General features: G+C 52.7%; 21 protein-coding genes. 19 read left to right on the top strand and 2 right to left on the bottom strand.

Annotated elements, in window-relative coordinates; all coding sequences use genetic code 11:
• Positions 1-48: 48 nt before the first annotated feature.
• The 16 genes from metA to V4U84_RS06865 all read left to right on the top strand — a co-directional run bounded on the left by metA (position 49) and on the right by V4U84_RS06865 (position 18,022).
• The gene (gene metA / locus V4U84_RS06940; RefSeq protein WP_334073835.1) at positions 49-984 is read left to right on the top strand and encodes a homoserine O-acetyltransferase MetA; all 936 of its coding nucleotides are present in this window, start codon (positions 49-51) and stop codon (positions 982-984) included.
• Between the two features lie 18 nt (positions 985-1,002).
• Positions 1,003-2,190, top strand: coding sequence for a PLP-dependent transferase (locus V4U84_RS06935; RefSeq protein ID WP_334073836.1), 1,188 nt, complete (start codon positions 1,003-1,005; stop codon positions 2,188-2,190).
• Positions 2,187-3,359 carry a trans-sulfuration enzyme family protein gene (locus V4U84_RS06930; RefSeq protein ID WP_334073837.1) on the top strand — a complete coding sequence of 391 codons (1,173 nt, stop codon included), beginning with the start codon at positions 2,187-2,189 and terminating at the stop codon, positions 3,357-3,359. The genes V4U84_RS06935 and V4U84_RS06930 overlap by 4 nt, the downstream gene beginning before the upstream one ends.
• A gap of 276 nt (positions 3,360-3,635) precedes the next feature.
• Positions 3,636-4,772, top strand: a complete 1,137-nt coding sequence (gene mqnC / locus V4U84_RS06925; protein WP_334073838.1) for a cyclic dehypoxanthinyl futalosine synthase — start codon at positions 3,636-3,638, stop codon at positions 4,770-4,772.
• Positions 4,773-4,879: 107 nt separating this feature from the next.
• A complete protein-coding gene (locus tag V4U84_RS06920; protein WP_334073839.1) occupies positions 4,880-5,806 on the top strand; it encodes a putative sporulation protein YtxC in 927 nt (308 codons plus the stop codon).
• Between the two features lie 379 nt (positions 5,807-6,185).
• On the top strand, positions 6,186-8,123 hold the full coding sequence (gene thrS, locus V4U84_RS06915) for a threonine--tRNA ligase (RefSeq protein WP_334073840.1): 1,938 nt from the start codon (positions 6,186-6,188) through the stop codon (positions 8,121-8,123).
• A gap of 97 nt (positions 8,124-8,220) precedes the next feature.
• On the top strand, positions 8,221-8,901 hold the full coding sequence (locus V4U84_RS06910) for a 3D domain-containing protein (RefSeq protein ID WP_334076968.1): 681 nt from the start codon (positions 8,221-8,223) through the stop codon (positions 8,899-8,901).
• Positions 8,902-9,013: 112 nt separating this feature from the next.
• Positions 9,014-9,178 (top strand): hypothetical protein, encoded by a 165-nt coding sequence (locus tag V4U84_RS06905; protein ID WP_170287030.1) that lies wholly within the window; start codon positions 9,014-9,016, stop codon positions 9,176-9,178.
• A 201-nt stretch (positions 9,179-9,379) separates the two neighbouring features.
• The gene (liaF, locus tag V4U84_RS06900; RefSeq protein ID WP_334073841.1) at positions 9,380-10,354 is read left to right on the top strand and encodes a cell wall-active antibiotics response protein LiaF; all 975 of its coding nucleotides are present in this window, start codon (positions 9,380-9,382) and stop codon (positions 10,352-10,354) included.
• Positions 10,355-10,358: 4 nt separating this feature from the next.
• Positions 10,359-11,432 carry a sensor histidine kinase gene (locus V4U84_RS06895; RefSeq protein ID WP_334073842.1) on the top strand — a complete coding sequence of 358 codons (1,074 nt, stop codon included), beginning with the start codon at positions 10,359-10,361 and terminating at the stop codon, positions 11,430-11,432.
• Positions 11,398-12,048 carry a response regulator transcription factor gene (locus tag V4U84_RS06890; RefSeq protein ID WP_334073843.1) on the top strand — a complete coding sequence of 217 codons (651 nt, stop codon included), beginning with the start codon at positions 11,398-11,400 and terminating at the stop codon, positions 12,046-12,048. Before V4U84_RS06895 ends, V4U84_RS06890 begins: the two co-directional genes overlap by 35 nt.
• A gap of 147 nt (positions 12,049-12,195) precedes the next feature.
• Positions 12,196-13,875 (top strand): S1C family serine protease, encoded by a 1,680-nt coding sequence (locus V4U84_RS06885; protein ID WP_334073844.1) that lies wholly within the window; start codon positions 12,196-12,198, stop codon positions 13,873-13,875.
• Between the two features lie 159 nt (positions 13,876-14,034).
• Positions 14,035-14,724 carry a response regulator transcription factor gene (locus tag V4U84_RS06880; RefSeq protein WP_334073845.1) on the top strand — a complete coding sequence of 230 codons (690 nt, stop codon included), beginning with the start codon at positions 14,035-14,037 and terminating at the stop codon, positions 14,722-14,724.
• Between the two features lie 2 nt (positions 14,725-14,726).
• A complete protein-coding gene (locus tag V4U84_RS06875) occupies positions 14,727-16,187 on the top strand; it encodes a sensor histidine kinase (protein ID WP_334073846.1) in 1,461 nt (486 codons plus the stop codon).
• A 65-nt stretch (positions 16,188-16,252) separates the two neighbouring features.
• Positions 16,253-17,209, top strand: coding sequence for a 4-hydroxy-3-methylbut-2-enyl diphosphate reductase (locus V4U84_RS06870; RefSeq protein ID WP_334073847.1), 957 nt, complete (start codon positions 16,253-16,255; stop codon positions 17,207-17,209).
• 129 nt (positions 17,210-17,338) lie between these two features.
• Positions 17,339-18,022 (top strand): CAP domain-containing protein, encoded by a 684-nt coding sequence (locus V4U84_RS06865; RefSeq protein ID WP_334073979.1) that lies wholly within the window; start codon positions 17,339-17,341, stop codon positions 18,020-18,022.
• Positions 18,023-18,368: 346 nt separating this feature from the next.
• Here V4U84_RS06865 and V4U84_RS06860 read toward each other — a convergent pair whose 3' ends face one another.
• Positions 18,369-18,500 (bottom strand): hypothetical protein, encoded by a 132-nt coding sequence (locus V4U84_RS06860; protein ID WP_334076967.1) that lies wholly within the window; start codon positions 18,498-18,500, stop codon positions 18,369-18,371.
• Between the two features lie 208 nt (positions 18,501-18,708).
• Here V4U84_RS06860 and aroF point away from each other — a divergent pair, with 208 nt between their 5' ends.
• Together aroF and glnA are read left to right on the top strand one after the other, a co-directional pair.
• Positions 18,709-19,752, top strand: coding sequence for a 3-deoxy-7-phosphoheptulonate synthase (gene aroF / locus V4U84_RS06855; RefSeq protein ID WP_334073849.1), 1,044 nt, complete (start codon positions 18,709-18,711; stop codon positions 19,750-19,752).
• A 245-nt stretch (positions 19,753-19,997) separates the two neighbouring features.
• The gene (glnA, locus tag V4U84_RS06850) at positions 19,998-21,422 is read left to right on the top strand and encodes a type I glutamate--ammonia ligase (RefSeq protein ID WP_334073850.1); all 1,425 of its coding nucleotides are present in this window, start codon (positions 19,998-20,000) and stop codon (positions 21,420-21,422) included.
• 63 nt (positions 21,423-21,485) lie between these two features.
• Here the strand turns inward: glnA and V4U84_RS06845 are convergent, their stop codons facing one another.
• Positions 21,486-22,484 (bottom strand): LacI family DNA-binding transcriptional regulator, encoded by a 999-nt coding sequence (locus V4U84_RS06845; RefSeq protein ID WP_416367223.1) that lies wholly within the window; start codon positions 22,482-22,484, stop codon positions 21,486-21,488.
• 433 nt (positions 22,485-22,917) lie between these two features.
• Between V4U84_RS06845 and V4U84_RS06840 the strand changes: the two genes are divergently transcribed.
• Positions 22,918-24,285 (top strand): ABC transporter substrate-binding protein, encoded by a 1,368-nt coding sequence (locus V4U84_RS06840; RefSeq protein ID WP_334073852.1) that lies wholly within the window; start codon positions 22,918-22,920, stop codon positions 24,283-24,285.
• The last annotated feature ends 15 nt before the right edge of the window (positions 24,286-24,300 follow it).

Genomic DNA, 24,300 nt, shown 5'->3' with positions numbered 1-24,300 from the left:
TCACCCGAATAACCCGCAAAATCTAAAGTAAAAAGGAGTTGGAATGTAATGCCGATTAAAGTACCGGATCATCTGCCGGCCAAGGAAGTGCTTGCGAACGAGAATATTTTTGTGATGGATGAGAGCCGGGCCTACCAGCAGGACATTCGGCCCCTCAGAATTGCCATTTTGAACCTGATGCCGACCAAGGAAACGACGGAATCGCAAATTTTGCGTCTGCTCAGCAACACACCCCTTCAGGTAGAAATCGTACTGCTTCACCCCCGCTCCCATATCTCGAAGAACACTTCAGCGGAGCATTTGGAGATGTTCTACAAAACCTTTGACGAGATCAAGAGCCGCCGGTTTGACGGAATGATCGTGACGGGCGCTCCTGTCGAACAACTGGATTTTGAAGAAGTCAACTATTGGGAGGAATTGAAGGAAATTTTCGAATGGAGCAAGACGCACGTGACTTCGACCATGCATATTTGTTGGGCTTCCCAAGCCGGCTTATATTATCATTACGGAGTCCGTAAAATTCCGCTCGAGCAAAAATGCTTCGGTGTCTTCTCCCATTCTGTCAACTATCCTCGTGTTAAGTTAATGCGCGGATTTGATGAAGTGTTCCAGGTTCCGCATTCCCGCCATACGGACGTATCCAGAGAGGATATCGAGCGCTCGCCGGAGTTGGAGATTCTCGCCGAATCGGAGGAAGCCGGGATTTATCTCGTGGCTTCACGGGACGGAAAACAAATTTTTGTGACCGGTCACTCGGAGTATGACGCGGGTTCCCTGAAATGGGAGTACGATCGCGACGCCGCCAAAGGGCTGGATATCGATCTCCCGGTGAACTATTATCCGAACAATGATCCCGCCAAAACCCCCAGATCGACTTGGAAAGCGCATGCCAACTTATTATTCTCCAACTGGCTGAACTACTATGTGTATCAGGAAACACCGTATGATATCGATGAAATGGCTGAACTTATATACCATATTTGATTAGTGGAGGGGTACGCAGTGGCAAAAAATAAAGAATGGCATTTGGACAGCAGACTGGCTCAGATCGGGTCGACCGAGGAGCCGGTTACGGGAGCGGTCACTTATCCGATCTATCAGGCGACCGCCTTCCGTCATCCCCGCCTGGGGCAGAGTACCGGGTTTGACTATTCGCGGACCAAAAGCCCGACGCGGACCGTGTTGGAAGAGGCCGCGGCCGCGCTGGAAAGCGGAGATGCCGGCTTCGCCTGCAGTTCGGGCATGGCGGCGCTGCAGACGGTGTTCAGCCTGTTCTCGCAAGGGGATCATCTGATCGTATCACTGGACTTGTACGGCGGAACTTACCGGCTGCTTGAGCGGATCCTTTCCCGGTTCGGAATTACATCCTCCTATGTCGATACGAATGATCTGGACGCCTTGGAAAGCGTGCGAAAACCGAACACCAAAGCCGTTTTCATCGAGACGCCGACCAACCCGCTGATGATGGTGACCGATCTTGAAGCCGTGGGCCTGTGGGCCAAGCGCCATGGGCTGCTTACGGTGGTGGACAATACGCTGTTGACCCCTTATTTTCAACGCCCGCTGGAACTGGGCGCGGACATCGTTGTACACAGCGCGACGAAGTACCTGGGCGGCCATAACGATGTGCTGGCCGGACTGATTGTAACCAAAGGCGAAGAACTCTCCCAGGAAGTCGCCTTTCTGCATAATTCGATCGGGGCGGTGCTCAGCCCCTCCGACTCCTATCAGCTTATGCGCGGCATGAAGACCTTGGCACTGCGGATGGAACGCCACGAGAGCAATGCGCTGGCTATCGCCGAGTATTTGCTGCAGCATCCGCAAATCGCCGAGGTGTATCATCCCGGTCTGCCCGATCATCCGGGCTATGACATCCAGAAGCGGCAGTCCAGCGGAAATACGGGCATCTTCTCCTTTAAGGTAAGCGATGCCCGTTACGTGGAGCCGGTATTGCGGAACCTCGAGCTCATCGCTTTTGCCGAGAGCCTGGGCGGTGTGGAATCGCTGATGACCTATCCGGCCGTTCAGACGCATGCCGATATTCCGGCGGAAATCCGCGATGCCGTCGGGGTGGACGACCGGCTGCTCCGCTTCTCGGTCGGAATCGAGCACCCTGCGGATTTGATCGAGGATCTGGGCCGGGCTTTGGAAGCGGCCCGCCGCGAAGTGGAAGAGGGGGGCGCAAAATGAATGAGCGGAACCGGGAAGAAAAGCGGCCTCACAAATTCGATACGCGGCTGATCCATTTCGGCAGCGAAGTGGATTCGGCGACCGGAGCCTCCAGCGTGCCGATTTACCAGGCTTCGACCTTCCACCACCATGATATTTTTAATCCGCCGACGCATGATTACAGCCGGTCGGGTAATCCGACCCGCCAGGCGTTGGAGGAGTATATCGCAGTTCTGGAAGGCGGGGTTGGCGGCTTTGCCTACGCCAGTGGAATGGCGGCCATTTCCTCGACGTTCATGCTGTTTTCGGCCGGCGACCACCTCATCGTGACGGAGGATGTTTACGGGGGGACATACCGGCTGCTTACCCAGATTTTAAGCCGGATGAACATCGAGACGACCTTCGTCGATATGACGGACCTGGATGCGGTCAAGGCCGCGCTGCAGCCCAATACGAAGGCAGTATACATGGAAACGCCGTCAAATCCTACGCTGAAAATCACCGATATCGGAGCGGTGGCCGAATGGGCCCGGAAGCACGATTTGATCAGCATCGTGGACAATACATTTATGACGCCGTACTATCAGCGTCCGATCGAGCTTTCCGTCGACATCGTGCTGCACAGTGCGACCAAATTCCTCGGCGGACACAGCGACGTGCTGGCCGGTCTGGCCGTAGCCCGGGACGAAGCGTTGGCCAGCCGCCTGAAATTTGTGCAGAACGGCCTCGGCACTGTGCTTGGCGCCCAGGAGTCCTGGCTGCTGATGCGGGGGATGAAAACGCTGGGCGCAAGGATGGCGCATAGCGAAATCAGCGCCCGCAAGCTGGCGGACTGGCTTGACGGCCGTCAAGATATCTCGGCCGTATATTACCCCGGCCTGCCGAATCATCCCGGCCGGGAGGTCCAGGAAAAGCAGTCCGCCGGATACGGCGCTGTCGTTTCCTTCGATGTGGGTTCCGGCGAGCGGGCCAAACGGGTGCTTAGCCAGGTAAAGCTCCCGCTCGTCGCCGTCAGTCTCGGGGCCGTCGAAAGCATTCTCTCTTACCCTGCCATGATGTCCCATGCGTCCATGCCGCCGGAAGTCCGGCTCGAACGGGGAATTACCGACGGGTTGCTCCGCTTCTCCGTCGGCCTCGAAGACATAGATGATCTGATCGCCGATTTGGATGAGGCCCTGCGGAACAGCTGATTTTAGACCGCGGCCTTACATGACGAAAACCGTCGGAGAACGCAAGTGTCTCCGACGGTTTTCGTTTATTTTCACATAACACATGGATTTAAAGTGGTAAATATAGTGGTGAATATATCCATTTCTGCATGTGTTGTCAACCCGGGAAACGCCCGAAATGGCGGAAGGGTACAAGATCGAGTGCTGTTTTTCTGCCCGGATTGTGTTACGATTGAACTATCATCTTAAATTTTCAGCAATTTGGTTTGCATTTATAGTTTTAAGGAGGCAGTGATCATGACTGCAATCAACCCTATTTTAGACAAGGCGCTACAAGGCGAGCGTCTGGATCTTGAAGATACGATCGCACTATTTGAGTCGGAGGAAGTAGAGAAAATAGGCCATGCCGCAAACATCCTGATGGAGCGGAAGCATCCCGATCCCATTACCACCTTCGTCATCGGGCGGAACGTAAACTACACCAATGTTTGCGATGTGTACTGCCGGTTTTGCGCGTTTTATCGCCGTCCGGGTTCGGAGGAAGGTTATGTTTTGCCGGATGAAGCGATTTTCCAGAAAATTCAGGAAACGATCGATGTCGGCGGCACCGAAATTCTGATGCAGGGCGGAACGAACCCGAATCTTCCGTTCAGCTATTATACCAATCTGCTTCGCGCGATCAAGGAACGGTTCCCGGATATCACGATGCATTCCTTCTCTCCTGCGGAAATCATGAAAATGAAAGAAGTGTCGGAAGGCTTGTCGCTGGAAGAAGTACTGCGTGAAATCCATACCGCCGGCCTGGATTCCCTGCCCGGCGGGGGAGCGGAAATCCTGGACGACCGCACCCGGCGCAAAATCAGCCGCCTGAAAGGCTCCTGGCGGGACTGGATGGACGTAATGCAGACAGCTCATAAGATCGGGATGAATACGACGGCGACGATGGTGATCGGTTTCGGCGAATCGATGGAAGAACGTGCCCTTCACCTGCTGCGTGTCCGTGAAGCTCAGGACGAGTGCATTCAAAACGGATATCCATCCGAAGGCTTCCTGGCCTTTATCCCGTGGACGTTCCAACCGGACAATACGAATTTGAAGGCCGAGCGGCAAACGCCGGAATCCTATCTGAAAACGGTGGCGATCAGCCGGATCGTGCTGGATAACATCAAGAACCTGCAGTCTTCCTGGGTCACGATGGGGCCTGAGGTCGGGAAGCTGTCGCTGCAGTACGGCTGCAATGATTTCGGCAGTACGATGATCGAGGAGAATGTCGTTTCCTCGGCGGGAGCGACCCATAAGGTGAACATCGAGTCGATTCTGTCGATTATCCGTTCCGCAGGGAAGACGCCGGCCCAACGGAATACGAAGTACGACATTTTGCGCGTATTCGATCAAAATTCCAGCATCGAGCGCGATTTTATCATGCAGAATTAAAGGCTGTTTCTTTTGGCAGCTTTGGCTATCTTTCCATAAGTCCGCCCCTGTATATCCGTATCCTTCCCACCATATACTTTGTGAAGGATACGAAAGGGGGAGGACTTATGGATTTTTTTTCGCTGCACATGGCCACCCGAAGTTTAGAACAGAAACGACGGTTTCTGAACTATATTTGCGATGAGGAGAGCGCGGTACATAAAGGGACTGCCCGGATCAAGACTTATTATCCCCCTGATGAACCCGGTATGCGTATGGTGTTGTCGGCCACCGGGAAGGGAGAACGGGCTACGGACGAACTGCGGTGTCAAATTAAAGACGATCTCGCCCGGGGTATCTCCCGTTTTATTGTGGAAGTCAAGGAAGCGGAACTGGCCGGCGATATCGCCTCCAAGCTGTATCGATTCTCCTCCCGCGAGGAGGAAGCGGCGGTGATGGAACTTTGCGCCAGAATGCTATCGGGCGAAGAGGAGGGGGATCGGGCGGCGAAACGGCACCGAACGAATGAAATTCGGAGGGCCCTTACTTTTTACCTGGAAGAAGCGCATTATCTGGATATCGATGGTTTTATCGAGTTCCGCTTAAGAGGCTACAAAGACAAGCTGCGCGAAATGGTGGACCTGGCGATGGAAGAATATCTGTTGGATCAGCAGTATGAGGAGTTTATCCACCTTTTGCAATATTTTGTTCACTTTCAGGAGCCGTTAACTCCGCTCATTCATCTCATTCATAAGGAAGGGCAAGAGTTCGGCATTTATAATGAGCAGTTTGCCAAAATTACGCCCCCCTCCGTCGGCTACGTTATCGCGCAAATGGCGGACCAGGAGATGGAGATGGAAGATATGGTGGTCAGCGCTTTAATCTCTTTGTCCCCGCAGCGGATTCACATTCACACCTCTCATCCGGACGCCCAGATTATAGCCACGATTTCCCGGATTTTCGGAGATCGGGTGCAGCTCTGTCTTCAATGCGTCCACTGCCGTTCACTTCGCAAGGAATCCAGGCCGCGGGACCAGGGAACATCGGGTTCTTGACGATTCCAAGGGGGAAGGCTTATAATTACACATGATTAATGTGACTGTTTTTGCATATCAAGAATTACCACAATAGCGTTGACAAAGACATGAGCCGAAACAAAAGGACATATCCAGAGAGAGGGAACCCGGCTGAAATTCCCTTGTGCTCCGGTTTTGGTTTACCCCTTTGCAGCTGTGGTTTTGAACCTGCCGTTTTTTGCGGCAGCATTAGGAATCACCGGGTCATTTCCGTTACAAAATGCTTATTAAGGGCCATTTTTGATCAGATGCAGATGGCTGAATAAGGGTGGAACCACGGGTAAATGAACGCTCGTCCCTTTCCGGGACGGGCTTTTTTTGTTGCCCAAGCACATATTTTGATCAAGGAGGAAATGGTATGGCAATCCAAATATCGCTCCCGGACGGTTCCGTCCGGGAATATGCGGAAGGAAGCACGCTGGAGGATGTGGCGGCTTCGATCAGCAGCGGCCTGCGCAAAAACGCTGTGGCCGGCAAAATCGACGGCAAGGCGGTAGACCTGAACACCAAACTGAACAACGGGGCTAAGGTGGAAATCATCACGCTCGATTCCAAGGATGGGCTGGAGATTATGCGCCACAGTACGGCGCACTTGATGGCGCAGGCGGTCAAACGGCTGTTTGGCGGTAAGGAAGTTAAACTCGGTATCGGACCGGTGATCGAAGACGGCTTCTATTACGATATGGATCTGGAGCATCCGCTGAATCCCGAAGATCTGCAGAAGATCGAGAAGGAAATGGAGCGGATTATCGGGGAGAATCTGCCGATTACCCGCCGCGAGGTCGGCCGTGAAGAAGCGGTGGCGATTTTTACCGAGCTGGGCGATCCGTACAAGTTGGAATTGATCCGCGATTTGCCGGAGGACAGCGTTATTTCGATCTATGACCAAGGCGAGTTTTTTGATCTTTGCCGCGGACCGCATGTTCCTTCCACCGGCAAAATCAAGGTGTTTAAGCTGTTGAGCGTAGCTGGCGCTTACTGGCGCGGAAACAGCAACAACAAAATGCTGCAGCGGATTTACGGTACGGCATTCGTCAAAAAGGCCGAGCTGGATCACCATCTGCTTATGCTGGAGGAAGCGAAGAAACGCGACCACCGTAAGCTGGGAAAAGAGTTGAACATCTTCACCTTCAACAATCTGGTCGGACAAGGGCTGCCGATCTGGCTGCCCAAAGGCGCTACGCTGCGCCGTACGCTGGAGCGTTACATCGTCGATATCGAGGAACGTCTGGGGTATCAGCATGTGTACACTCCTGTGCTCGGCAACGTGGACCTTTACAAAACGTCGGGCCACTGGGAGCACTACCAGGAAGACATGTTCCCGGTGATGGCAATTGATGTTGAGGAATTTGTCCTTCGTCCGATGAACTGTCCTCACCACATGATGGTGTACAAAAGCGACCTGCGCAGCTACCGCGATCTGCCGATCCGGATCGCCGAACTCGGCATGCAGCACCGTTACGAAATGTCGGGCGCATTGACCGGCCTGCACCGCGTTCGTTCCATGACGCTGAACGATGCCCATATTTTCTGCCGTCTGGACCAAATCAAGGATGAGTTCAAGCGGGTGCTGGATTTGATCAGCCAGGTGTACCGCGATTTCGGCATCGAGGAATACCGTTTCCGCTTGTCTTACCGGGATCCGCAGGATACGGAGAAATACTTCCCGAACGACGAGATGTGGAACACGGCGCAGGGCATGCTCCGCGAAGTCGTGGAGGAAGCGGGGCTGCCGTTCTTCGAGGCGGAAGGCGAGGCCGCGTTCTATGGTCCTAAGCTGGACGTGCAGGTCAAGACGGCGCTCGGCAAAGAAGAGACCCTTTCCACCGTACAAATCGACTTCCTGCTGCCGGAGCGCTTCGAGCTCGAGTACGTCGGCGACGATGGTCAGAAGCACCGTCCGGTCGTGCTGCATCGCGGGATTCTGGGAACGATGGAGCGGTTCTCCGCGTTCCTGCTGGAGAACTTCGCCGGGAATCTGCCGCTGTGGCTGTCCCCGATTCAAGCGAAGGTCATCCCGGTATCGGGCGCTTTCGAAGAGTATGCACGCAAGGTGGAAGACAAGCTGCGGGCCGGAGGAATCCGGACGGAGAGCGACTTGCGCAACGAAAAGCTCGGCTATAAAATCCGCGAAGCCCAGCTTGAAAAAATCCCTTATATGTTCGTCGTCGGCGAGAATGAGCAGAACAGCGGCAGCGTGTCGATCCGCAAGCGCGGGGAAGGCGATTTGGGCGCAAAATCGGTGGAAGAGGTACTCGCTCTTCTCCAAGACGAAATTCGCAACCACAAGATATAACGAGTTTAAGATTAATCCTTTTCGGTTTGATAACTCAGAAATATGTATAAACTGCGGCGCATGTGGAAACCCTTCGAAATAAGGGGGAGGTTTTCATATGCGCCGATTTATATTGTGGCGGAGGACCACAGTCATAATTTTAGTTTTGGTTCTCTTCAGCCAAGGATTAGCCGCTGATAGCAAAACTTATGCCAAAGCTGTGCAAACAGCCACGATTCAATATGAACATTATTTGCTCCGGGAATATCAGCTTCATCTCCGGATACTTGAACGTTCTGGCTTGCCCCATTCCCGGGGGAGTCTGTTCGTTCAGAAACAATCAACAAAGCAGGATGAACCCAAGGCAGCCAGAAAAACCGCAAAAACGGTAAAAGTTATGGCAACAGGTTATACGGCCGGCTATGAATCCACCGGGAAGCATCCGAGCCATCCGCAATACGGAATTACTTATTCCGGTGTAAAGGTGCGCCGGGACAAAGATACCGTCTCGACGATCGCCGCGGACCTGAAAGTTTTTCCGCTCGGCACCATTCTTTATATCCCGGGCTACGGTTACGGGGTTGTGGCGGACAAGGGTTCCGCGATTAAAGGCAACAAGATCGACCTTTATTTTGCGACGACCAAGCAGGTCTTTAAGGAATGGGGCAAGAAGGAAGTGGAGGTCCAGGTGATCCGGAAAGGGGACGGCAAGCTGACGGAAGCGATGCTAAGCAAGCTGGGTAAAGCGATGGAAGTCAGCAAAGAAATTCCTGAAAATGTATGGGATCAGGCGATTTGATTATTCGCATATTTGAACCTGCCCGGAAGCATAATAGGTAAGGCGGTAAAGCGTACAGCTCGCTGCCGGAAAACGTACGTGAGTGCGTGTTATGCAAAGGGAGGTGAATCTCATGCCAAATCAAAAAAATAAAGCGGCTTCTCCTGGTTATAAAACACCAAACGAGAAGTACAATGAAGAGTTCGCTGAAGAATCAATGGCTACGGTTGCCCAAAAAGCAAAAGCTTCCCGTAATGCCGTAACTAACCCGACTGCCGGACAACAAAATCAACAATAAAGAAGCGCGAGGCTGTCCCCGAGGTAGGAATCTACTAAAAGGGACAGCCTCTTTTATGTCCGCTGTGACTGGATAGAAATGGGAGCCCCTCGGTCCCGGGACCGAGGCTCATTTCCAACCCGCGGCGCTGTTGTCCATTCCTTGTTTAAGGTAAACTGAATTTAAATCATTCAGCGAAAGAACAATTGGAGGGAACTGCAAATGCGTAGCGGATTAGGCGGAAGGCTGATCGGTGGATTGGTCTTGATCGGGATCGGAGCCTTGTTTTTATTGAATCAGTTGGGAATTACAGATCTGAGTTTGGGCTATTTGTTTGCGACCTATTGGCCGGTATTTTTGATTCTGGGCGGGCTTGCCCAACTGTCCAATGGCGGTTGGAGGGGTTCCAGCCTGATCGGAAGCGGAATTCTGATCGCGATCGGCGGTTATTTCCTGGCGCGAAATATAGGACTGATCTATTTGTCGCCGGGCGATTTCTTCAAGTTTTTCTTCCCGATCGCCCTGATTATCGGCGGGATTGCGGTTTTGTTTAAGCCGAGGAGCGAAGCGAAGGATCGAAACCCGGATTTTCCGCCGCCTGCGCCGCCCAGACCGCCCGTACCGCCGCTTCATGACGACTATATTCCGGAAATGGAGTCCCCGCTGGATTCGATCTTTGGCGATATGGAAGAGAAGGACCAGCCGAAAGAAACGAAATCGAAAACAAAACCGAATTCAAAGCATAGCAACAAGCACGATTACGACTACAATTACAACTCCTATGGCATGGGAACGGGAGCTGCTTCCGGCAAACGGGAAAAGATCAACAAGTCTGGCTTTATCGGCGACGTTCATCTGGGACAGGATTATTTTGAACTGCATCCGACGAATATTTCCCATTTTATCGGCGATACGGTTATCGATTTGACCAAAGCGCAAATTCCTTACGGGGAAACGAAAATCAACGTATCGGCCTTTATCGGGGACGTCAAGGTGTTCATTCCCGAGGATATGGATATCGGAATTACCGCGAATTCCAGCGCTTTTATCGGTGATTTGAAGGTGCTGAACGAGAAGCGGGGAGGGTTTATGACCAATGTGCAGGTGCATTCGCCGCATTACGGCGAGGCCAGCAAGCGCGTCAAGCTCGTGGTCAGCGTATTCATCGGCGACGTGAAAGTGAATATGGTGGGATAGCGCAATGATCGTACAGCGAATTTTAAAAAATACAAAATGGGAACTGCTGCTCTTTTTCCTGATAACGGGCAGCTTGGCGGCGATGGTCCACTATGTCGGTACCGTAACCGGGGTCATCGTGGTCCTTGATCCCCGGTTTTGGCTTTATGACATGGCGGGTGTCGTCGTTTTGACGCTCATTATCGGTTATATCGCCGGACGGCGCATCCAGGGCCGGATCGACCTGCTGCACTTAAATATGCTGCAAGTGGCAAAAGGCAATCTGTCCGTACGCATGCCGGAGACAGTCGACCAGACATTCGCCGGCGTCTACCATGAATTTAACAACATGACGAACGCGATGGAAAAGAAGCTGCAATTGCTGCAGCAGTTTGGCGAGCAGGAAGTGATTGAGAAGGAGCAGGCGGCGGAGAGAGCGGTGTTGGAAGAACGGCGGCGGTTGGCCCGGGACTTGCACGATACGGTCAGCCAGCAGCTTTTTGCCATTCACATGGCCGCTTCTTCGCTCCCGAAGGTGCTGGAAAATAACGAGCAGCAGGCTCAGGCCGTCATGGATCAGTTAATCCAGATGTCGAACACCGCCCAGAAGCAAATGCGCGCGCTGATCGCCCAACTGCGCCCGATGGAGCTTGTCGGCAAGACGCTCTCGGAGGCGTTGGACGCCTGGTTCCCGGATTACTGCCGGCAGAACGGGCTGAAGGGCATGAAAGACATGGACTTGCAGGGCGACCTATCGGAAGCGAAGGAGCATCAGCTGTTTCTGATCATCCAGGAGGCTATGGCGAACATCGTCAAGCATGCGGGGGCCAACCTCGTTAGCCTCTCGCTCCGGGAAGGGCCAAGGCAGGTTGTTCTCAGCATAAGCGACGATGGTCAGGGCTTCAGCGGCACCTCGCAAAAACAGGGCTCCTATGGACTGACAACGATGAGGGAACGGGCCGAGAAGCTGGGAGGCCAAGTCGAAATTATCAGCAAGCCGGGTGCGGGGACGACGATACGGGTACATATACCAAAGTTTGAGAACGCTAAAGGGGAGAACGGAAATGAGCGAAAAGATCAAAGTGATGATCGTGGATGACCATGACATGGTCCGGATGGGATTAAAAACGTATCTGATGCTGGATCCGGGATTCGAGGTAATCGCCGAATCCGGAAACGGGCAGGAGGCGTTGGAATTGCTTCAGCGGGGGGAGCATCACCCCGACATCATTTTGATGGATTTGATGATGCCGGTGATGAATGGAGCGGAAGCCACAAAAGCGGTGCTAAGCCGGTTTCCCCAAATGAAGATCGTCATTTTGACCAGTTTTCTCGAAGATGAGCTCGTGGTTCAGGCCGTGGAAGCGGGTGCGGTCAGCTACGTGCTCAAGACCGTTTCCGCGGAGGAACTGATTTACGCGCTTCAAGGAGCGTATCGGGGGATGCCGGTGATGACCGGGGATGTTGCCCAGGCTTTGACGCGGGGCCTGCGCCAGCGTTCCGTACAAGGGGATGATTCCGGACTGACTGAACGGGAGAAAGAGGTGCTCCTCCTGATCGCGGAAGGCAAGACGAATAAAGATATCGCCGAAGAGCTTCATATCAGCATCAAAACGGTGAAAACGCATGTCAGCAACCTGTTAATGAAGTGCGAGCTTGAAGACCGGACGCAGCTCGCGATTTACGCCCACAGGCAAGGCTGGGTAACCCATTAGTCCTTCCTCATTTTCTTCGTGTTCCCTTACTCTATCGCTTTTATCTCCTTTTTAATTGTTTTTAATGTACGCTTAAGGTTAATAGTACAAAATAAAGACAAGAAAACAAGAGAACCCCTGAATATCAGGGGAAGGAGGGTTAACATCATGGATGAGGAAAAATACAAACAAAATCAATCTTTCGGAGGGGACGGCGGGAGCGGTTCAAACCACAAAGAACATCATAAAGACCAAAGCGCGGATTCGTACGGCGGACCGACAGAGAATTCGGGATCAACCTACTACTATGCGTACGGCCCATTTCAATCTTATGGGAAAAATGGAGAGAACGGCGGATACACAGGCGAGCTGCGCCGCCAGCCGGAAGAAGTGGAGATTACCGGTCCGGAACCGGTCAAGCCGATGCCGAATGTTTACGAAATGAGCCAAGTCACCGGAGGTTCCCTCAGCGGCGGATCGAACGGGGACGGAAAAACGGCATCCGCCTCAGCCGCAAAAAACACGGGAAACTGGCAGTTTAACAAGCCCTCAAAGCGCTCGTCATTTAAATTGGTGATCGCCGGCGCTTTGGCGGGAATGCTGATTATTACGGGAGCCATGGTGTTTGCGGATCGCCAGAACCTGTTTACGCCGGGCGCGCCTACGACGACCGCCTCCGCACAGGTCAATTCCTCCGGAGGCAATTCGGTGCAGGGAGCGGCCAATAGCGACTCTTCCTCTCCGAAGGCGACGCAGGCGCTCTATCCGATCACTGATCAGGGCGAGGTTACGAATGTGGTCAAGCAGGCGGGGCCCGCGGTTGTTAAAATCGAAACCCTGGTTAAATCCAGCAAGCAGGGTACGCGCAGCAATCCGTACAGCAGCGATCCGTTCTACCGTTATTTCTTCGGGGACGATGTTTACGGCGGATCGGAGGGTTCCGGTAACGGAGGCTCCTCCTCCGGCTCGGATCAACTCGTTCCGACGGGGATCGGTTCCGGCTTTATCTTCGATAAAACGGGATATATTCTGACCAATGAGCATGTCGTGCATAACGCCGATGTGGTACAGGTCACGGTTCAGGACACGGAGAAGCCTTACGAAGCAAAGGTACTGGGAACGAGCTATGAGTTGGACCTTGCCGTGCTGAAAATTGAAGGGAACGGCAACTTCCCTTCGATCCCGCTGGGCAATTCCGACAACACGCAGGTTGGCGAATGGCTGGTCGCTATCGGGAACCCGCAGGGCTTCGATCATACGGTTACGGCCGGCGTGCTTAGCTCGAAGGAACGCGGCATCACGATTGCGGGCGAAAACGGAGAGAAGGATCGGGAATACGAGCATTTGCTGCAAACCGACGCTTCGATTAACCCGGGGAACTCCGGCGGGCCGTTGTTGAACCTGAACGGTGAAGTTATCGGCATTAACGTGGCCGTTAGCTCGGACGCCCAAGGGATCGGTTTCGCGATTCCGACCAGCACGATCACGGAAGTGCTCGACAAGCTGAAGAACAATGAGAAGATCCCGCAAAAACCGGTGCCGTTTATCGGCGCGACCTTGATGACCGTGACTGATGAGGTGGCCAAACAGATGGGAACCGATGTGAAGGAAGGCTCGGTCGTTTCCGACATCGTGTTTAAATCTCCGGCCTATAACGCAGACCTTCGTCCCTATGACATTATCACCGGTGCGGACGGGAATAACTTTGCCACTAAAGAGGGGCTAATCGAGTATATCCAGAAACAAAAAGTCGGCAATGAGGTCACGTTCCATGTGATCCGCAACGGCAAGAAGATCGACTTGAAAATCAAGATCGGCGATAAAAATGAATTTGCCAATATCGAGTAACCGAAACGAAAGATTTTACGAACAACTTCAAGGCGGCAGGGCTTGTCCCGGCCGTCTTTTTAAAATACGTGAAAAGGAATCGCAGGCGGTCGGCAAGGCGGGACGTTTTTTTGCTAAAATGGAGATGGTAGAGCCTTATTATTAAAGGAGAGATGATTGTTGAGATCCTCGATTCTGGTCATAGATGACGATGAAAAAATCACGTCCATGCTGCGGCGGGGCCTCGCTTTTGAAGGCTATGACGTGCATACGGCGCGAAACGGAGCGGAAGGACTGTCAATGGTGATGTCGGCGGATCCCGATTTGATCATATTGGACGTTATGATGCCGCAAATCGACGGGTTTGAGGTTTGCCGGCGGCTGAGGGAAGGGGGGAGCAGTGTTCCCGTCCTGATGCTTACCGCCAAAGATGAGGTCGAGAACCGCGTCAAGGGCCTCGATACGGGGGCGGACGATTACTTGGTCAAGCCTTTTGCGCTGGAGGAACTGCTAGCGCGGGTACGCGCGTTGCTCAGACGGAGAGAACCGACGGGCGATACGGCGGAGCATCGCCTTGTATTCGAAGACATCGTGATGGACATGGATTCCCGCGAGGTCCTTCGGTCCGGACAGCGTTTGGAATTGACGGCGAAGGAGTTCGATTTGCTGCATCTGTTTATGCAGAATCCGAAACGGCTGCTGACCCGGGATATGATCATGGATAAAATCTGGGGATACGATTACAGCGGCGAGTCCAATGTACTGGAGGTTTATATCGCCATGCTCAGGCAAAAAACGGAGGAGCACGGCGGGAAAAGGATCATTCAGACGATCCGCGGCGCCGGATACATCTTGAGGGGAGAGTCCTAGAAATGTCGATACGGTGGCGGCTGACAGCTTGGTATACCGGTATTTTGGCCATCACGCTAATCTTGTTCGGCACCTTGATTTACTATATTGTAGGGTACAACACTTTTAGTGAGGTTCGGAAAAAAGTCGATGACCAGGCGGATCAAATCCTCAGTTCCCAAAATGTGACCCTCTCCCAAGGATGGGACCTCCAGTTGAACCGGAGCCAGGCGATCCGACTGGAGGATGCGCGGATATTCTGGCAATTGAACAACTATGTCATGGGTGTGAAGCGCCTCTCGCCAGGCCTGCAGGAGCGGGGGATTTCCTTTCCCGTCCCCGGCCTGCAGGACGTCGGCGAGAAGGACGCTTTTCAAAGCATCACTTTAAACGGCAAATCTTATATTCTCTACGAGCGTCCGGTCTATTATGAAAATACGATCATCGGCTTGCTGCAGCTTGGGGCCGACACGACGGCGGAAAATCGGATGCTGGCTCAAATGAAGACGGTTCTTTTATTTGGTTCCTTTATCACGCTTGTGGTCGCCAGCACTTTGGGCTTGTTCCTTGCCCGAAAATCTATGGCTCCGATCAGTAAAGTGATTGAGGCGGCCAACGGGATCCAAACCGGCAACGATCTCAGCGTCAGGATCGATTACGACGGGCCAAACGATGAAATCGGCCGTTTGATCGGCACGGTGAACCGTATGCTTGCCCGTACCGAAGGTTTTTACAATGAACTGAGCGAAGCTTATTCGGCACAGCGCAGATTTGTCTCCGATGCGTCTCACGAGCTGCGGACCCCGCTTACGACGATCCGCGGCAATGTCGATCTGCTGAAGAAGGTTTGGTCCTCCTCCGAAGAGACGGGGCAGCCGGGGATGGATGAGGAGTTGCTGCAGAAATTATCCCTGGAGGCGGTCAGCGATATCGCGGATGAATCCCAGCGGATGAGCCGGCTGGTGAATGACATGCTGTCCCTGGCCCGGGCCGATGCGGGACAGACGATCGAGATGGAACCGCTCCCGTTGCGCCCGCTGGTGGAAGAGGTGATTCGCCGCGCTCAGTTTTTACCGCGCAAAGCCGTTTGGCTCCAGGGCGACCTGGAAGCGATCGAAGGGGCAAGTGTCCGGGGAAGTAAGGACTATCTGCAGCAGATGCTGTTTATTTTTATTGAGAATGCCTTTAAATACACCCCTGAGGGAAGCGTCAAGCTGGATGCGGTTCGGGCGGGCGACCAGGTGGGTATCCGGATTGCCGATACGGGCATCGGTATGGACCGCGGCGAGGTTCCGCTGATTTTCGAACGATTCTACCGGGCGGATCCCTCCCGCGGCGTGACACCGGGTACCGGATTGGGGCTGTCGATCGCCAAATGGATTATTGACGAACATCATGGCTCGGTCGAGGTAATGACGAAGCGGGGCGAAGGCACCACGTTTGTGATCTGGCTTCCCGCCGTCTTTAATGCGCTTCCCGAATAGGCTATAATAAAAGGGATTCCCTATGAGCAAGAAAAACCGGGAACAGAAAGCAGGGAGAGCAAAGGATGGAAGTCATTAAGATATCGCCGCGCGGTTACTGTTACGGAGTGGTCGATGCGATGGTGCTGGCCCGGCAGGCGGCCAAAAACCTCGATTTGCCGCGACCGATTTATATACTCGGCATGATTGTGCACAACAGTCATGTCACCCACTCGTTTGAGGACGAAGGGATCATCACCCTGGACGGCCCGAACCGGATGGACATTTTGCAGCAAGTGGAGAAGGGAACGGTTATTTTTACCGCTCACGGCGTGTCGCCGGAAGTGCGGAAACTGGCCCGGGACAAAGGCCTGACGACAGTGGATGCGACCTGCCCGGACGTCACCAAGACGCATGTGCTGATCGAAGAGAAGGTTGCGGACGGATACGAGGTCATCTATATCGGCAAGAAAGGGCATCCCGAGCCGGAAGGCGCCGTCGGCGTGGCGCCGGGGAAGGTGCATCTAATCGAGAAGGAAGAGGAAATCGCCGGTCTGCAAGTTTCCGCGGAACGCATCGTCATTACGAATCAGACCACGATGAGCCAATGGGATATCAAGCATATTATGAAAAAGCTGCTCGAGAAATTTCCGGGGGCCGAGGTCCATAATGAAATTTGCCTCGCCACCCAGGTCCGTCAGGAAGCGGTGGCAGAGCAAGCGGGACAGGCGGATCTGGTCATTGTGGTCGGCGACCCGCGAAGCAACAATTCCAATCGGCTGGCCCAGGTTTCCGAGGAAATCGCCGGGGTGAAAGCTTACCGGATTGCGGATATTACCGAACTGGATACCGAATGGCTGCAAGGGGTGGGCAAAGTAGCCGTGACATCCGGCGCTTCGACGCCGACGCCGATTACGAAGGAAGTCATCGCTTACCTTGAGCAATATGACCCCGCGGATCCTGCGACCTGGGAGATCGTTCGTACCGTCAATATGCAGAAGCTGTTGCCTCCAGTAAAGGAAGGCGTAAAGACGAAACCTTAAGCAAGCCGGCTTAGCGTCATCGAGCTTCATTTCCAAGTTTTGCGGGGTCCTTCCGGGCAAAAAATCTGTTATACTCCTTTTAGAGTGGTTACAAAAATGTAACCAAATGACTTCAGAGGAGATGACATGATGAAATCAAACCGGAAGAACAAGTTATGGATGGCCGGAGGATTGACGGCTGTCCTCGCCGCGGCTCTAATCCTGCCTAACGGAGCTTCGGCTCAATCCTACAGCACATATACCGTAAAGAATACAACGACATGGAAAACGTACTTTAATACCATTCCTTGGATTGAATTTTATAAGCAACCTTCGACTACACCTGCACCGGCACAACCGGCCAATCCGGTTCAGCCAGCCCAGCCTTCTAAGCCGATTGAGCAGACTCCATCGGTCAAGCCGACAGAGCCGGCGCAGAATCAAACCGGAACGGCTGCGGACAAGTCCCAATTCGCCACTCAGGTGATCACCCTGGTCAACCAGGAACGGGCGAAACAAGGCCTGAAGCCGCTGTCCGGAGATGCCGCTTTGAACAAGATGGCTTTGGCCAAAGCCCAGGACATGAGCCAGGGCAACTATTTCAGCCATACGTCGCCAACGTACGGATCGCCGTTTGACATGATGAAGCAGTTTGGCATCAGTTACCGTTACGCGGGGGAAAACATCGCCATGGGCCAAAAAACGCCGACTGAAGTCGTAAAGGCCTGGATGAACAGTGAAGGGCACCGCGCCAACATTTTGAGCCCCAACTTTACGCTGATTGGCGTCGGATACTATAACGGGTATTGGGCGCAGGAATTTGTAGGGAGATAAGGTCTTAGATAGCCGTTGAATAGGAGGTCCGAAGTCACTTCGGCCTCCTATTTTACATTTATATAAGGGTTAGGTAAAGAATAAAGCGCCACCGGCGGAGTCTACACATTAATTAACGGGAAAACCTCCTGTTAATGCAGCACTCTTGGCCCTGGAGTCTGATTTAGCTGGAAAAGCTCCATCTAATTCGCGGCCCTATGGCCGATATACTCTATTTCAGGCTAAATAACAGGAGGTTTTCCAGCTAAGTACCTTTTGCGGTCGAACAAGCACCAAAATACCGGGAAGAATTCCCTTTAGTTAGAACCATACATAAAGAAACAGGGTGGCTACGGCCCGCTTTCGATCACCCCTGGAACAAAGCGTAAATGAGGGGCATTACAAACGCCGCCAATATGCCCAGCATTAGAATGGCGCAGCGGGTTCCGATCCGCAACCACCACGGCTTCCTTACAATCCGTTCATTGACGCGCTCCATGTACAAAGCCCCACCCGCAATCAAAAAGACCAATCCGTTAAAAAAATAATCTTCGAAAGACGCCACACGAGCTCTTGGCTAAAAGAAAAGGTTGACGTGCAGGGAGCTATCGGGTATAGTTGCTTTAATGGATAAAAGCTTAAAAGCGAACAAGCGTTTAAGTGCGATAGTGCCGAACGCCGTTTAATAAAGAAAGGATGAATCATTCATGATCGTAATTACGTCCAATCAAACGCCCGAGGAGCGGGTGCAGGAAATTATCGCCGTTATCGAGAAGGAAGGACTGCAGACGCATGTCTCGCGCGGCAAGGACCGTACCGTTATCGGACTCATCGGGGCGATTGAACCGAAATTGGCCGAACACCTTCGTCAAATGAAAGACGTGGAAAATGTCATTAAAATATCGAAATCCTACAAATTGGCCAGCCGTGACTTTCACCCGGAAAATACGGTCATCCAGATCGGTGACGTGCAGATCGGCGGCGGCGATCTCGTGATCATGGGCGGGCCTTGCGCGGTGGAATCTCCCGAGCAAATCGATGAAATCGCCGGCCTCGTTAAAGCGGCTGGCGGCCAGGTGCTCCGCGGGGGGGCGTTTAAACCGCGCACGGGTCCTTACAGCTTCCAGGGCATCGGCGTGGAAGGTCTTGTCATGATGGCCGAGGCCGGCAAGAAGCATGGCCTTCTGACGATCACGGAGGTCATGACGCCGGAATACGTCGACGTGTGTGCCGAGTATGCCGATATTTTGCAGGTCGGGACCCGGAATATGCAAAACTTCGATTTGCTGCGCAAGCTCGGCACTTGCGGCAAACCGGTGCTGCTGAAACGCGGCTTCAGCGCCACGTACGACGAGTTCTTGAACGCCGCCGAGTACATTTTGGCCGGCGGCAACCCGAACGTTATGCTGTGCGAGCGCGGGATCCGCACGTTTGAAACCTACACGCGGAACACGCTCGATTTGTCGGCGATTCCGGTATTGCAGGGCCTTAGCCATCTGCCGGTCATCTCCGATCCAAGTCACGGAACCGGACGACGTGAGCTGGTGGAGCCGATGACCAAAGCATCGGTGGCTGCCGGAGCGGATGGGCTCATCATCGAAATGCATACGGATCCCGATAATTCGATGACGGGAGACGGGGTGCAGTCGTTGTTCCCGGATCAGTTTGCGGCCTTGCTGCAGGATCTGGAGAAGCTCGCCCCGCTGGTCGGCAAACGGTTCGACACGCCGAAAGCAGCCCTGCAACGGTAAGGAAAAACTTGCTTATCCCCCCCCAGTTCAAAGCTCTCCCGTGCTTATTACGGGAGGGCTTTTATACTTTTTGTCGATTAATTTGTACTTAGTGTAATAATAGCTTACATGGGATATAAAAATACCTTACATAGCTATTGACGACAAGACGTGTCAGTTCTATAATGACGACAGACTAAATATAAAGGATGAACGTTAAACAACATTAAGTGTTTTAATGTTCGTGATTTGGGGAGGAAGTCATTATGTCAGCAGAATTGGTTATGAAAACAATTCAGGAAAAGCAAATTGAGTGGGTCGATTTTCGTTTTGTTGACTTGTCCGGCCGCGCGCATCATATTACCCTGCCGGCAAAGGAAGTTGACGAGAACACGTTTATCAATGGCGTCGCTTTCGACGGATCTTCCATTCCAGGGTTCCGCGGAATCGAAGAGTCCGATATGGTCATGATGCCGGACCATGGCGCAGTTTTTGTGGATCCGTTCACGGCGCATCCGACATTGAACGTATTTTGCGACATTTACACCCCTGACGGTGAAAGATACGAAAGAGATCCGCGCAGCATCGCGGTTCGTGCCGAAGAGTATTTGAAAGAGAGCGGTGTGGGAACGGCGGCTTTCTTCGCTCCCGAGTCCGAGTTCTTTATTTTCGACGACGTGCGCTATGAGAGCGGAATGAACAAAACGTATTATTCCGTAGACTCGGAAGAAGCGGCCTGGAATACGGGGCGCGGTGAGGAAGGCGGCAACCTGGGTTACAAGATTCCGGTTAAAGGCGGTTACGTGCCGGTAGCTCCGGCTGACAAGCAGCAGGACATCCGCAGCGAAATGTGCCGGCTTCTGGAAGAGGCGGGCCTCCGCGTGGAACGCCACCACCACGAAGTGGCTACGGCCGGCCAGGCGGAAATTAACTTCCGTTTCGATACTTTGTTAAAAACTGCCGACAACCTGATGGTTTACAAATACATCGTGCACAACACGGCGATCCAGTTCGGCAAAACCGCTACTTTCATGCCGAAGCCGCTATTTGGCGACAACGGCAGCGGGATGCACGTGCACCAATCGATCTTTAACGGAGACACTCCTTTGTTCTACGAAAAAGGCGCATACGCCAACCTGAGCGAAACGGCGCTGCACTATATCGGCGGGATTCTCTATCACGCCCCCGCTTTGATCGCGTTCACGAACCCGAGCACGAACTCCTTCAAACGCCTGGTTCCGGGCTATGAAGCTCCGGTGAACCTGGTTTATTCCAAAGGAAACCGCTCGGCGGCTGTCCGGATTCCGGTTGCGGCGGTAACGCCGAAAGGCTGCCGGATCGAATTCCGCACGCCGGACTCGACGGCGAATCCATACCTGGCCTTCTCGGCCATGCTGATGGCCGGACTCGACGGGATCAAGCGCAAGATCGATCCGAGAAAAGAAGGCTACGGTCCTTTCGACAAGAACATTTATGAGCTTTCGAATGCGGAAAAAGCCGAGATCCGCAGCGTTCCGGGGTCTTTGGACGAGGCGCTCAGCGCTCTTGAGAACGACTACGAGTTCCTGACCGAAGGCGGCGTATTTACGAAAGCATTCATCGATAACTTCATCGAACTGAAGCGCGCTGAGGCAAGATCTGTGGCGATCCGGGTTCATCCTTACGAATTCGGTCTTTACTACGATCTGTAAGAATAACAAACAAACGGCTGGACGGGGAACCGAGGTTCCTCTCCAGCCGTTATTTTTTTGCGCTTAAACGGTCACCTTACTGCCGCAGGACTCGCGAATGACCAATTCCGGTTCCACCACGACGTTGCTTGTCTCGGACTGGGAATTGATGAGGTCGTACAGCAGGGAAGCGGCCAGACGACCGATTTTGTCCTTGTTCTGACGGATCGTGGAAAGGGCCGGGCTCGTGTATTTGCAGGCTTCGATATCATCGCAGCCGATGATGGCGATGTCCTCGGGAATCCGGTACCCATGTTCCTTCAGAGCCCGCATCGCGCCGATAGCCAGCAGATCCGAGGCCGCAAAAATCGCTCGCGGCAGGTTGCCGCCCGCGTCAATCATTCGACTTACGGCCTCATAGCCGCTCTCCTCGAAAAAGTTCTCCCCGTTAACAAACCAGTTCTCGGTGATCGGAAGCCCGAAGCTTTCGATCGCGTCCTTGTAGCCTTTTTCCCGCATATTCGAGATATCCGATTCCAGGGTGCTTCCGATGTAGCCAAGGTCCCGATAGCCTTGCAGATAGAAGTGTTCGACAACTTTATATGACATCTTGTAATTGTCGGACATAATATAGCCGGAACTTTTGCCCTTCAGTTCGATATCAACGCCGATGCAAGGGATTTCGCTGTGATCCAGTTCGCTGATGGACGGCTCGACCTGTTGGCCGGTCACGATGATACAACCGTCTACGTTAAAGTGGCGGCATCTGGCCAAATAATCGCCATCGATCGCATGGGACTTCTCATTCGAGAAAAACAGAAGATCGTAGCCCAAAAAGCCCATCTGCTTTTTAAAAGCGTTTAGCACCTCAACAAAGAAAGGGTGTGTAAAGTCGATGTTCAATTTCCCAGCGAAAATGACCCCGATCAGATTGGATTTCTTGGTGGCCAGTGTTTTCGCCGAATTGGAAGGTACATAACCGGTTTGCTTCATAATTTCGAGGACTTTCGCCTTGGTTTCTTCGGAAATGTCGCTATAGTTATTAATGATTTTGGATACGGTGGATACGGATACGCCCGCCATTTCCGCAATCGTTTTAATATTGACCGGCAAAATAATGCCTCCTTCGTTTAAAACGATTTCTCAACACTGTCGTTTTCTGTGGGTTTCGAAACCACGAAAATGACTTTCGTAAAATAAGTTTACATTCTTCACCTTCATCAAGTCAATGAAAAATGTCGGACAGGAGGGGAGAAACCCTGCGCCCCAACAGGATCCCGATAAGAAGGAGAGCTTTTGCAGCATCAAGGGAGTAAGCGGCTTCCCGGCCTTCCGGATCCCTAAAAAAATTCTCTTTACAAACAGGATGTTTGGTGTAATAATGTGTCTTGACGAAACCGCTTTCGGAATATTCTAGCGAAATACGCTGATTATAAGCGAATTTTACGAAAAATTTAGATGGAACTTTCGAAAGTGCGATCTGTCGAATTTTTTACCAATATTAGGGGGTAACCACATGGTCAAGAGAATTTCAGCCTTGGTTCTTGCAGGCGCTCTTACGCTTAGTCTTGCGGCCTGCGGCGGCGGCAGCGGTAGCGGAGGCAACGCGGCACCAGCCGGTGAAAGCGGTGGCAACAAAGCAAGCGGAGAGAAGAAGGTCATCAAAATTCTCCACTGGAAGCAAGAAAACATCAATAAAGCGATGGAAGAAATCAACGATGCCTTCGAAAAAAAATATCCGGAATATAAAGTGGAATACACCACAACAGGTCCGGACGACGAATATAAACAAGCGCAAAGAGCGCGGATTACAGCTAACGACGTAGACATTTTGGCCGACCTTTCGGGGATGAGACTTTCGCCTCAAGAATGGACGCCGGGTGCGAAAACACCGGACTGGCAGCAATGGATCGACGCCGGCCTGATCGCGGATCTGTCCGATCAACCGTTCGTGAAAAACTGGAACGCTAACGACATCGAAAAAGCCGGTACATACAACGGCAAAGTGTACGCGATTCCTACCGGTAAAGTGGCAATGTCGGGCTTGTTCTACAACAAGCAGATTTTTGAAGAAAACGGATTGAGCGTGCCTAAAACCTGGTCTGAATTCATCAAGCTCAACGATGCTTTGAAAGCGAAAGGCATCACGCCAATCGCGGTTGCAGGTAAAGACGTATGGCCATTGAAGCTGCCTGTATTCGCCCTCCAGTCGAAAATTCTGGGCGGCGGCAACCAGCAAAAATGGATCGAAGGTGTTTGGAAAGGCGAAACCGCATTTAACGACGCTGAAGCCATCGAAGTGCTGGAAAAGGCAAAAACGATCCAAGACAATTACATGATCGACGGATTTATGGGTATTGATTACGCTTCCGTTCCATCCATCTTCGCTGCAGGCAAAACGGCGATGCTGGCTGACGGATCGTGGGACGCTCCGACGATCGCTACGGCGAACCCGGATTTGAAATTCGGATACTTCCCGCTTCCGGCGACTGAAGACGCTGCGAAAAACGCTTCTTTCGTAGGTAAGTATGATGTGACCTGGTATGCTGCGGAGAAAGGCCCGAACAAAGAGGGCGCGCTCAAATGGCTGGAGTTCTTCTCCCAGCCTGAGAACTACACGACATTCGTCAAAGCCGCAGGCTTCATTCCTACCCAGGACAATATCTCGACGGATAGCGAGTTCATCGACAAAGAATTGACTCCTTACCTCGGCGACTTTGAATTGGCTTACGAAATTATGATGATCAACCGCGAAAACGTGGGCGAACATTTGGCTGCTGAAGGCGTCCATACGGAATACCTGGCACCGGGCGGACAATTCAAGACCGCTAAGGAATTGGCTGACGTACAACAAAAAGAATGGGAAGCCGCAGCTCCAAAATAATGTAGAGAAATAGAG

The sequence above is a fragment of the Paenibacillus sanfengchensis genome, from assembly GCF_036864765.1.
Lineage (GTDB): Bacteria > Bacillota > Bacilli > Paenibacillales > Paenibacillaceae > Fontibacillus > Fontibacillus sanfengchensis.
This window is presented reverse-complemented; position numbering and strand designations above follow the sequence as displayed.